General features: G+C 63.7%; 13 protein-coding genes. 5 read left to right on the top strand and 8 right to left on the bottom strand.

All coding sequences use genetic code 11. The annotated features are described in order from the left end of the window. Complete coding sequence (gene pyk / locus RMO18_RS05925; RefSeq protein WP_309664552.1) at positions 1–1,446, bottom strand: pyruvate kinase; 1,446 nt, start codon at positions 1,444–1,446, stop codon at positions 1–3. 259 nt (positions 1,447–1,705) lie between these two features. Between pyk and RMO18_RS05920 the strand changes: the two genes are divergently transcribed. Continuing rightward, a complete protein-coding gene (locus RMO18_RS05920; protein ID WP_309664551.1) occupies positions 1,706–2,440 on the top strand; it encodes an N-formylglutamate amidohydrolase in 735 nt (244 codons plus the stop codon). Here the strand turns inward: RMO18_RS05920 and RMO18_RS05915 are convergent. Both RMO18_RS05915 and RMO18_RS05910 read right to left on the bottom strand, forming a co-directional pair. Further along, positions 2,422–2,829 carry a hypothetical protein gene (locus RMO18_RS05915; RefSeq protein WP_309664550.1) on the bottom strand — a complete coding sequence of 136 codons (408 nt, stop codon included), beginning with the start codon at positions 2,827–2,829 and terminating at the stop codon, positions 2,422–2,424. The two genes, RMO18_RS05920 and RMO18_RS05915, sit on opposite strands and share 19 nt — an antisense overlap. Positions 2,830–2,966: 137 nt before the next feature. Then, a complete protein-coding gene (locus tag RMO18_RS05910) occupies positions 2,967–3,545 on the bottom strand; it encodes a DUF924 family protein (protein ID WP_309664549.1) in 579 nt (192 codons plus the stop codon). A gap of 78 nt (positions 3,546–3,623) precedes the next feature. On the opposite strand from RMO18_RS05910, the gene RMO18_RS05905 reads away from it, so the two are divergent. From RMO18_RS05905 to RMO18_RS05895, 3 genes are all read left to right on the top strand, one after another. After that, positions 3,624–4,580: a LysR family transcriptional regulator gene (locus RMO18_RS05905; protein WP_309664548.1), complete on the top strand. Its 957-nt coding sequence runs from the start codon at positions 3,624–3,626 to the stop codon at positions 4,578–4,580. A 43-nt stretch (positions 4,581–4,623) separates the two neighbouring features. Continuing rightward, positions 4,624–4,935, top strand: a complete 312-nt coding sequence (locus RMO18_RS05900; RefSeq protein WP_309664547.1) for a DUF1244 domain-containing protein — start codon at positions 4,624–4,626, stop codon at positions 4,933–4,935. Positions 4,936–5,020: 85 nt separating this feature from the next. Beyond that, a complete protein-coding gene (locus RMO18_RS05895) occupies positions 5,021–5,677 on the top strand; it encodes a hemolysin III family protein (RefSeq protein ID WP_309664546.1) in 657 nt (218 codons plus the stop codon). A 154-nt stretch (positions 5,678–5,831) separates the two neighbouring features. Here RMO18_RS05895 and RMO18_RS05890 read toward each other — a convergent pair whose 3' ends face one another. Together RMO18_RS05890 and dgcA are read right to left on the bottom strand one after the other, a co-directional pair. Then, entirely contained in the window at positions 5,832–6,692 is an 861-nt protein-coding gene (locus RMO18_RS05890) for a D-amino-acid transaminase (RefSeq protein WP_309664545.1), read from the bottom strand. A gap of 3 nt (positions 6,693–6,695) precedes the next feature. Continuing rightward, a complete protein-coding gene (gene dgcA, locus RMO18_RS05885) occupies positions 6,696–7,658 on the bottom strand; it encodes an N-acetyl-D-Glu racemase DgcA (RefSeq protein ID WP_309664544.1) in 963 nt (320 codons plus the stop codon). A 157-nt stretch (positions 7,659–7,815) separates the two neighbouring features. Here dgcA and RMO18_RS05880 point away from each other — a divergent pair, with 157 nt between their 5' ends. Further along, entirely contained in the window at positions 7,816–8,772 is a 957-nt protein-coding gene (locus RMO18_RS05880; protein ID WP_309664543.1) for an L-malyl-CoA/beta-methylmalyl-CoA lyase, read from the top strand. A gap of 492 nt (positions 8,773–9,264) precedes the next feature. On the opposite strand, the gene RMO18_RS05875 is transcribed toward RMO18_RS05880, so the two are convergent. From RMO18_RS05875 to RMO18_RS05865, 3 genes are all read right to left on the bottom strand, one after another. Beyond that, entirely contained in the window at positions 9,265–9,660 is a 396-nt protein-coding gene (locus RMO18_RS05875) for a DUF1801 domain-containing protein (RefSeq protein WP_309664542.1), read from the bottom strand. Between the two features lie 5 nt (positions 9,661–9,665). Then, positions 9,666–10,505, bottom strand: coding sequence for an AraC family transcriptional regulator (locus tag RMO18_RS05870; RefSeq protein ID WP_309664541.1), 840 nt, complete (start codon positions 10,503–10,505; stop codon positions 9,666–9,668). A gap of 191 nt (positions 10,506–10,696) precedes the next feature. Next, on the bottom strand, positions 10,697–10,931 hold a 235-nt coding region (locus tag RMO18_RS05865; RefSeq protein WP_309664540.1), incomplete at its 5' end, for a hypothetical protein.

Genomic DNA, 10,931 nt, shown 5'->3' with positions numbered 1-10,931 from the left:
TTATTCAGGATCGACGCGCGAAATCAACCGTTCATCGCAAGGTGCCACGCGCAGGATGTTGGTGGTGCCCTTCACGTTGAACGGCACCCCGGCGGTGACCACGATCTGATCTTCCTCCGTGGCAAACCCGCCATCGCGCGCGGCACGCACCGCTGCCAGCACCGCGCCCTTGAACCGGTCCTGCGGCTCGGTGATCACGCAATGCGCGCCCCAGGTCAGCGCCATGCGCCGCGCCGTCGACATCAGCGGCGTCAACGCCAGGATCGGCACATGCGGGCGTTCGCGTGCCACAAGGCTCGCCGTGGTGCCCGACTGGCTAAAGCAACAGATCGCCTTGATGTTGGTGGCCTCGGCAATCTCGCGCGCCGCCGCCACGATCCCGTCCGCCACCGATTCGCGCCGCACCACCCGGCTCGCTTCAATCACTGACCGGTAGGTCGGGTCCTTCTCGACGCTCATCGCCACGTTGTTCATCGTGGTCACCGCCTCGATCGGATACTTTCCGGCGGCCGATTCCGCCGACAGCATGATCGCATCGGCACCCTCATAGATCGCCGTCGCCACGTCGGACACCTCGGCCCGCGTCGGCACCGGCGCTTCGATCATCGATTCCAGCATCTGCGTCGCCACGATCACCGGCTTGGCCGCCGCCCGCGCCCCGCGCACCAGCCGCTTCTGGATCGGCGGCACCGAATACACCGGTAGCTCTACCCCCAGATCGCCGCGCGCCACCATGATGCCATCCGACACCTGCAGGATCGCGTCATAGGCTTTCACCGCCGCCGGCTTTTCGATCTTCGACATGATCGCCGCCCGGCCACGCGCAAGCGTCCGCGCCTCGATCACATCCTCGGGCCGCTGCACGAACGACAGCGCCAGCCAGTCCACGCCCAGCTCGCAGGCAAATTCCAGATCGCCCCGGTCCTTATCGGACAGCGCCGCCACCGGCAGCACCACGTCGGGCACGTTCACGCCCTTGCGGTTAGAGATCGTGCCGCCCACCGTCACCGTGCAATCGGCGAAATCCTTGCCACAGGCGTTCACCTGCAGCCGGATCTTGCCATCGTTTATCAACAGCGAAGTGCCAGGCTCCAATGCCGCAAAAATCTCGGGGTGCGGCAGGTTCACGCGGGTCACGTCGCCCGGTGTGGCCGACAGATCCATCCGGAACGCAGCGCCCTCAACCAGTTCTTCTGACCCGTTGGCAAACACGCCGACCCGCAGTTTCGGGCCCTGCAGATCCGCCAGAATGCCGATCGGGCGGCCGGTATCAGCCTCCACTTGCCTGATGATCACATGGCGCGCGCGAATATCCTCATGCGTGCCGTGGCTCATGTTCAGGCGGAACACGTCGGCCCCTGCCTCGAACAATGCGCGGATCATCTTGTAGTCGCTGGAGGCGGGGCCCAGAGTGGCCACGATTTTCACGTTCCGAAGGCGTCTCATGCCTTTTTCCTTTTCGTCGCGTTGATATGCGCGGTGGGCCGCAGGCGTTATGGCGCAAAGCAAAGGTTTGGGCAACGCCCCCCCGTGGCTTTTCATTCGCATCGGCAGGTTTTTCTGATTTGCGAGTCCCCGGCTGCCGTTGCGGTGCCCGGGTTGCCTGAAAACCCCGACGCCAGCAAAGGCCCATCCCCCTAACGTCGCTGTGGACCCCGCCATTCGGTTGGAATAGCCGTACACACTGGGCAAGCAGAGGTAACAATTGGCCTATCAGATCGAAGGAGAGGCGCGGCCCGGCCGCTGGCTGGTCAGTTGTGACCACGCGTCAAACCGGGTTCCAGACTGGGTCGGTGGCGGCTCGCTCGGCATCGGGCCGCACGACATGGCGCGTCACATCGCGTGGGATGTGGGGGCCGCCGGCCTTGCGCGCGCCCTTGCCCGCAGGCTTGACTGCCCCGCGATCCTGTCGGATTTCAGCCGACTGGTGATAGATCCCAACCGGGGCGAGGCTGATCCAACGCTGGTGATGCAGCTTTATGACGGCACCATCATTCCCGCCAACCGCCACATCCCCCGGCATGCGGTGGACGAACGGCTGGACCGGCTCTATCACCCCTATCACGCGGCCTATGCCCGGCTTGCCGCCCGCCAGACCGATACCGTGATCGTGGCAATCCATTCCTTCACGCCCAGCCTCAAAGGCCGCCCGCCGCGCCCTTGGCACGTGGGCGTGCTCCACAGCCATCTGGATGACCGCCTCTCGCGCCCGTTGATCGCCCGGCTGGAATGGGAGGCTGATCTTTGCATTGGCGACAATGAACCCTACGCCGGGCACCTGCCCGGCGACGCGATTGATCGCCACGCCCTTGCAATCGGCCGCCACAATGCCTTGATCGAGCTGAGAAACGACCTGATCGCAACCGAGGCAGCGCAAGACCACTGGGCCGCGCGCCTCGCCCCGATCCTGACCGCGGCCCTTCACGAGGCCGAGGGCTGAGGCTCTTTCCCCTGGGTGCTGCGACGCAGGTCAACCAGCACGATCACTACGAAAAGCGCCATGCCCGCAAAGGCCGCAAGCGATCCCACCACGACCAGCGGCACGATGGCCTCGTTTCCGCTGGCCAGATAGAGGCCAAGCCCCCCGCTCATCACCGCTGCGCCGACTGCACCGGCCAGGACCTGGGTCCAGCCAAGCGTGCCTTGGGTCCGACCGGTGCCCCGATGGTAAAGCCCGTAAACCGCCATCGTGACCCAGCCCAGCAGGTTCAGGTGCGCATGGGCGGGCGCCAGGGCGAAGTCCTGCGAAATGCCCATCACGATGCCCAGGGTCATTCCGGTCAGGGCCGCCAGGCCCGCAAACAGGAAACAGAAATCAGAAATCCGCATGACAATACCTTTGCGATTGGTTCAAGTCGGTGTCGGACGGTCCGACCGGCGTGTCTGGTCCCCGGCCGGAATCTTTCGACCGGAGACGTCGATGCCTTGGGTGATGCGCCACGGCTGGCTCAACGGCACACTTCCCCTCATCCTGCGTAGCCGCCATCGGCAAGCCAGGCGTCCTCCTCTGCCATCGCCTTGCGGCCCAGAATCGCATTGCGGTGTGGAAAGCGACCGAATCGCGCAATGATGTCACGATTGCGCCGCGAATGGCTTGGTGCGGGGTCTGGCAGCCCGACACACAAGGCAACCGCCCGGTCCTGATCGGCCAGCTCCTCGGAATGACCAAAGGGCAGATAGAAAAACAACCCCAGCGGCGGTTCAATCGCTGCGGCATGGCCAAGCCGCAGCGCTGCGTCCGCCACAGTCCGGGCCAGCGCGTCTGTGGCATACATCCGTGCTGTGCCGCGAAAGGCGTTGCGCGGATACTGGTCCAGAAGGATGACCAGCGACAGCGCGCCCTCGGGCGTGCCGATCCAGGGCATCAACTCGCCACGCGCGGCGGCCTCATGCTCGGTCGCAAAAGTTTCGCGGAACTCGTGGTCAAACGTCGGGTCCTTGCCGAACCAGACGGCGTGGCCCAGCGGCTTCCAGAAGTCGGCCACCGTCTCTGGCGGCATCAGATGCGCCTTCAGGCGCGCGGGCAGTGTAGAATCAAATGGCATCGGAAAACCTCATCGGTGAAAGAGGCGGCCGAAATCGCACTGTTCGCATACTGAAGCCAGTGGTATGATTTCAACAATATGCTGAATCAGATTGACCTCTCCCGCAGCGACCTCAACCTCCTCGTCCTGTTCGAGGTGGTGATGCGTCATCGCAATGTCGGCCGTGCGGCAGCCGAGCTTAATCTCTCGCCGTCAGCCGTCAGCCATGGCCTCGGCCGCTTGCGTGTTCTGCTGAACGACCCCCTCTTCCTCAAGACCCCACGCGGTGTCGTGCCCACGGATCGGGCCTTGGCCCTCGCCCCCCGCATCGCCGAGGCGCTGGAGAACCTTGGTGACATCATTGCCGTCGCCGAGCCGTTCGATGCCGCGACCTCGACCCGCCGGTTCCGGTTTGGCGCCGGAGATGCCTTTTTATGCGAATACGGCCCGGCTTTGTCCGCGCAACTGGCACGGCAGGCCCCCAGGATCGGGATCTCCGTGCTTCATATCGTGCCGTCGTTCCGCCAGTCCGTAGACGAAGGCGCATGGGATCACGTGCTGAACATGCTCGAGTCTCGCGAACTCGATGTCGCGCTGGTGCCTTGGCTCACCTGCCCGGCACGCTTTGCCACCCGCCCGGTGGGAGAGGGTCGGCTGGTTGTGGCAACACGTGCCGACCATCCGTATGCGCATAACCCGACGCTGGACACCTATTGCCAGTCGCGGCACCTGGTCGTGTCCATCCGGGGCGACCCGGTCACAGCGACAGATGCAGCCCTTGCCAGACTTGGTCGCCGCCGCGACGTGATTATGACGGCGCCAAGCTTTTCGTCCGCCCTGTTCCTTGCCGCCGAAAGCGACCTTGTAGTGTCACTGCCCGATAGCCTGGTCACCAAGCTTGGCGCGCGCTTCGGTCTGGTCGGGACGCCGTTTCCATTTGACGCGCCTCCCAGCACCGTGGCTGCGGTCACGACCCGCGCCGCGCTCAAGGATAACGGGGTGGCCTGGCTGACCGATCTTGTTTGCAGCGTGGTGCTCGACACGCCGAAAGCTTGACCTCGGCACCGCAACCCCGCACCCTGTTGACCGGAGGACACCGATGGACCCCAAGACCCAGACCGAGCTTGAAGCCGCCACGTTCCGTGCGCTGGTCCATCACCTGATGGAAGCGCGGCCCGATGTGCAAAACATCGACCTGATGAACATGGCCGGCTTCTGCCGCAACTGCCTCAGCCGCTGGTATCAAGAGGCGGCCGAGGCGCGCGGCATTCCGATGACCAAGGATCAGGCGCGCGAAATCGTCTATGGCATGCCCTACCCCGATTGGGTGGCGCAGAACCAGACACAGGCAGACGCCGCCAAGAAAGCCGCCTTCGACGTGGCCTTCCAGCAGAATGTGACCAAAGCTTAGGCACCGCCCGGCAGCCCGACGCCGATCACCACCATGTGACGCCACGTTCCTGTGCAGCCCGGCGGGAATCGACTATCTTTGCGTGATGATGCTCTTGTCCCAACGCAGCGGCTATTCACGGGCCGAATGGCTCAGCGACGCGGTCGTGCATGTCAGTGGCGTGGTGATCGCGCTGATGGCCGTGCCGGTACTGGTGACGCTGGCAGTGGTGCTGCACAACGATACCCCGGCCATTGCCGGGGCAACGCTGTACGGCGTGGCACTAATCTTGATGCTGCTGTGTTCCGCCCTGTACAACATGACGCGCGAGGCACGGCGCCGCGCCTTCTTCCGCCATCTCGACCATACCGCGATTTTCATCAAGATCGCCGCCACTTACACGCCCTTCACCCTGATGCCGGGCGGGCAAGGCGGCTGGCTCTTGACCGGGCTTTGGGGGGCTGCCCTCGCGGGCTCCGGCATGCGGTTCATGGCACCCGACCGGCTGAAGTTTCTGGCGGTGGGCATTGCCCTTGCGATGGGCTGGGCCGGGGTGTTTGCCGGCAGCGCATTCTTCGGTACCCTGTCGCTACCGGTGATCGTGCTGATCGTGACGGGTGGCGTGCTCTATACAATCGGCGTTGCGTTCTTCTTGTTCGACCGCCTGCCGTTTCACTACACGATCTGGCACATCTTCGTTCTGGCGGCCAGCATGGTGTTCTATGCCGCCGTGATGCTGCACCTGGTTCAGACAGCAGGCTGAAACACCGCCAATTTGATTAAAATTGTTTTGCTCTTTGCGCAAATACTCATCTTCGCCAGCACCCGGTGCAATCCTTAACAGTCTGTGAACGCGACTTTGTAACTCATTGAAATCGTTCGCTCCGAAAACTTGTCCACGCGTGGACAGGCCCTTTTCAGATCGCCGTCTTCCGCATTTCCTCCAGATAGATCTCCCGCAGCCGCACCGCCACCGGCCCCGGCTTTCCGGTCCCCACGGTCTTGCCATCAATCTCCACCACCGGCATCACAAAGATCGACGCTGCCGTGGAAAACGCCTCATCCGCCGCCTGCGCCTCGGCCACCGTAAAGGCCCGCTCCTCCACCTCGAACTGCGCCTCCGCCGCGAACCGCAGCACCGCCGCCCGGGTGATCCCGTGCAGGATATCGCTGCCCAGCTGCCGCGTGATGATCCGGTTGCCCTTGACGATATAGGCGTTGTTCGACGTCCCCTCCGTCACCGCCCCGTCAGCCACGAACCAGCTGTCATCACACCCCGCCTTCCTCGCCAGCATCTTGCCCATCGACGGATACAAAAGCTGCGTCGTCTTGATATCGACCCGGTCCCAGCGCAGGTCCGGGATGGTGATCACCTTGAACCCCACCTTCGCGACCGGCGGCTCGGCAAGGTTAGGCACATCCTGCGTGAACGCCACGATCGTCGACGGCACCGAAGCATCCGGAAACACGAAACTGCGATCCCCCGGATTGCCCCGCGTGATCTGCAGATAGATCATCCCCTGCTCGATCCGGTTCAGCCGCACCAGTTCGCGGAACATGCCGGCAAGATCGTCATCGCCGATCGGGCTCGCCATCTCCAGTTCCGCCAGCGACCGCGCCAGCCGCACGGCATGGCCTTCAAAGTCGATCAGCTTGCCGTCCAGCACCGAGGTCACCTCATAGACCCCGTCGGCCATCAGGAACCCGCGATCAAAGATCGACACCTTGGCATCGGCCTCGGGCAGGTAATCTCCGTTCACATAGACGGTGCGGCTCATGATCTATCCCCAGAGGTTGGCATCGGGCGGGTGGACGCCGCTGGCATCATAAATCAGCGGATGCGCCCGGTCTTCGGCCAGAAGCAGCGGGCCGTCAAGGTCTGTCCAGTCCGCGCCCTGCGCCAGAAGCACGGCGGGCGCCATCGCCAGCGATGAGCCGACCATGCAGCCGACCATCACCTGAAAGCCCATTGCGCGGGCCAGATCGCGGGTTGCCAGCGCCTCGGTCAGGCCGCCAGTCTTGTCGAGCTTGAGGTTCACCATGTCATACTTGCCCTTCAGCGCCGCGAGGCTCTCCCGGTCATGGCAGCTTTCATCCGCGCAGACCGGCAGCGGGCGGGCGATTTCGGCCAGCATCTGATCCTCGCCCGCGGGCAGTGGCTGTTCGACCAGCGCCACGCCTAGGCGAAGCAGATGCGGGGCGAGGTCGCGGTAGATCTCCGGCGTCCAGCCCTCGTTGGCATCGATGATCAGGCGGGCGCTGGGGGCGCCCTGGTGGACGGCCTCCAGCCGGGGCATGTCGTCGGGGGTGCCCAACTTGATCTTCAGGACCGGGCGCTGCGCGTTGGCGACCGCGGCGGCGCGCATCTGATCCGGCGGGGCGAGTGACAGGGTGAACGCGGTCACCACCGGCCCAGGCGGTGGCAGGCCCGCCAGCGCCCAGACCCGCTGACCGGCCTGCTTGGCTGCAAGGTCCCAAAGCGCGCAATCCACCGCATTGCGCGCCGCGCCCGGCGCAAGCGCAGTCTGCAGCGCGGCGCGGCTGATGTCGGGCGGCAGGGCTTCGATCTGGGCGCGGACACTGTCGAGCGTTTCACCATAGCGGGCATAGGGCACGCATTCCCCCCGGCCGGTGGCCCCGTCGCGGCTGATGCGGACGGTCAGCGCCCGCACCTCGGTCTTGGAACCGCGGCTGATGGTAAAGGCCTGGGCAAGGCGGAAGGTGTCGGCCGTGGTGCGGATCATGTCACAGGCATAGCCCGGCCGGGCGGGCAGAAAAAGGGGCGTTGCCGGCGAGCGGGCAGTCGGGTTCTGCAGCCGCAAACTGGGCCTTGCGGGCATAAAAGCAATAATCTAACCAAAGCACAGCCCGTTCTGGCAATTTCCTTATCCGGAGACCGTGATGAGCTTTCGCCCGCAGCCCGCAACCCCTGCCCGCCCGAACCGGTGCCAGCTGTTCGGCCCGGGGTCGCGGCCCGAATTGTTCGCCAAGATGGCGGCCAGTGCTGCGGATGTGGTCAACCTTGATCTGGAGGATTCGGTCGCTCCGGCGGATAAGGCGCAGGCGCGGACCAACATCATCCGGGCGATCTCGGAGGTGGATTGGGGGCGCAAGACTTTAAGCGTGCGGATCAACGGACTGGATACGCCGTTTTGGTACCGCGATGTGGTGGATCTGCTGGAGCAGGCCGGGGATCGTCTTGATCAGATCATGATCCCCAAGGTCGGTTGCGCCGCAGATGTCTATGCGGTGGATGCGCTGGTCAGTTCGATCGAGGCGGCGATGGGCCGCAGGCCGATCAGCTTTGAGGTGATCATCGAAAGTGCGGCCGGGATTTCCCATGTCGAGGAGATTGCCGCCTCCTCTCCCAGGTTGCAGGCGATGAGTCTGGGGGCGGCGGATTTCGCCGCCAGCATGGGGATGCAGACGACCGGGATCGGGGGGACGCAGGAAAACTACTACATGGTCCGCGACGGGGTGCGACACTGGTCGGACCCATGGCACTGGGCGCAGGCGGCGATTGTCGCGGCCTGCCGGACGCACGGGGTCTTGCCGGTGGACGGGCCGTTTGGTGATTTCAGCGATGACGAGGGGTTCCGGGCGCAGGCGCGGCGGTCGGCGACGTTGGGGATGGTCGGGAAATGGGCGATCCACCCCAAGCAGGTGGCGCTGGCCAATGAGGTGTTCACCCCGAGTGACGCAGCCATCAATGAAGCGCGCGAAATCCTCACCGCGATGGAGATGGCAAAAGCTGCCGGTCAAGGCGCAACGGTCTACAAGGGCCGCTTGGTTGACATCGCGTCGATGCGTCAGGCCGAGGTGATCGTGCGGCAGGCTGAAATTATATCAGGTTGTTGACGACGCAATACTTTGCTGCCGCGCTGGATATGGCCTTTGCCCTTCTGTGAGTTAAGCAATGCTACGAAATGCCATTCAAGCTGTCCGAAGATGGAACAAGGCAAGACGTGCAACATAGCCTCAAAATGGCGCGCGGAGATGCTATAATTCCTGCGTTCGCTGAAGGCCGCGACCTGGAATACTTCCATCGCGAAGATCGGGCCTGCACATTCCCTGACAGGCAGCTCGCAGACCTAGTCGATGCAGCCAGGAATCGTTGACAGGCTGCCGATAAAACGGGCACGCTTTGCAGAGGCTAGCCGTTCGAACAGGCGGTTGGAAAAGAATACCCGAGCCGCGCATCAGGGGAGAGGAGGCCCCGCGCGGCAAAAAGGGGAGGATGCACGCCCCGGACCTATGGTTCGGGGCGCTGCTGTTTTTGGTGTGTCCACGCGTGGACAAACTTGCAAGTCCTTGAAATCATTCAATCTGTGTTTAAAAATTCAGAATGCGTTAACCACGCCGCGGCAAATGCCACATCAGCGCACGGGCGATCAGGATGGATATCAGCGCGGCATCGATATCCGCGACACTGGCGAACAGCACGGCGCGGTTGCCTTGTGTCCGGGCGGCGGGCCCAGCCAGATCGCGGTATCCGGCGATCAGCGTCGTCTTGCAGTTGCAGTATAGCGCAAACCCGCCGCCCAGTGGCGCGCCAATCCGGATGGTGCTGCCAGAGCGGGTTTCGGGGGTAAGATAGGCCGGTTCGCCCCAACGCAGGCTTTCTTCGATGCGCCCGACCTCAGGCAGACCTGCAGCCACATCAAGGATCAACTGACGCAAAGCCAGCATGCCTTCGCGTGCCGATGGCGGGGCGGTGTCAAAGGCCGCCCGCACCTGTGGGTTCATCGTGGTCATCCTTCCAGAGGCAGGCAGATTTCGGTGACCAGCCTATCCTGATCGGTATCCATCGGCGAGTTGAGATAGACCTCGAACGAGGGCAGGTTGGCAGGTTTTTCCCCCGACTGCGGCAACCAGACGGCGAACAGCTGGTCATAAGCGGCGGGCAGCCCGGCATAGGGACCGGTGAAAGTGAGCACGGCATGCCGCGCAGCGGGCAGGCTGACCACCTCGAGCGGCGGATCGACGGGAAGCGTTGCCGGCACCTCGACACCGGCATGGCTTTTCAGATCGGCGGGCGCGGTCTGGGCGGGATCGTTGTAAAACACGCCGACCATGTGACCGGTCTTGCCCACCAGATTGCGGGCCGACAGGCTGGCAAACAGCTTTTCGAAACTGCGGTTGATTTCGAAATAGTGGCCGGAATGGGCCATGGCGGCAAGGCGGCGGGTGGGTTCGCTGCGGACAGTGACGGGAAACATGAGCGTAATCTCCTGTTTGAGGGTGCGGTTGAGGGGTCTGAGTTCGCCACGCGCCCGAAAGGCTGCGGGGCTGCTGCGGTAGATTTCCGCAAAGGCGCGGGCAAAGCTGGCGGTGTTTGGGTATCCGACATCTGATGCGATGCGTGCGACGGGGGTGTTTTCCCGCACCAAGGCCACGGCGGCGCGGTGCATGCGCATCCGTTTCACCGTCTGGGCGGTGGTTTCGCCGGTCATCGCGCGAAACACGCGGTGCCAGTGAAACCGGCTGAACGCCGCCACATCGGCGAGCGCATCAAGCGACAGGTCGCCCGCCGGATGATCATGGATGTAATCCAACACCCGCAGCAGCCGCTTTTCATAATCGTTTGCCATTGATCCTCCGGCTTTGCCTTGCCGTTGTGGCATCTCTTGCCCGCACAAATCTTGCTGAGTTTACAAGGGTGAGCAGCAACAAATCCGCCCAACCGGCGTCAGGCGACCCTCCTGCACCGAGGCGACGGTGGAAGTCTGGCTCGCAGGTCTGGCTGAACCTGCCAGCGTCCACTGCGCCGTCGAAAGGCGTGCTATTCCACGCCCATGACCAGGCCTTCGATGTCATGCTTCTGCACGACAGGAACGAGGTTTTCCACCACCCTGCAGGTCAGATGGTCACGGACCTGCGCTGGCAGGCTGTCATGGTATTCCTGCGTTACCATCAGGTCATGCAGCGCATCATGACCCGCGCCGGGTGCATCGACGCCAAGAACCAGCACCGGACGCGCTATCGGTGACGGGTGGGCCGTGCCCCGGTGCACGGTC

Origin of the sequence: Tabrizicola sp., assembly GCF_031377265.1 — a bacterium.
In the GTDB taxonomy this organism is placed as follows: Bacteria; Pseudomonadota; Alphaproteobacteria; order Rhodobacterales; family Rhodobacteraceae; genus JAUYQR01.
Note: the sequence above shows the minus strand (reverse complement) of the source record. Positions and strands in the feature narration are given on the sequence as shown.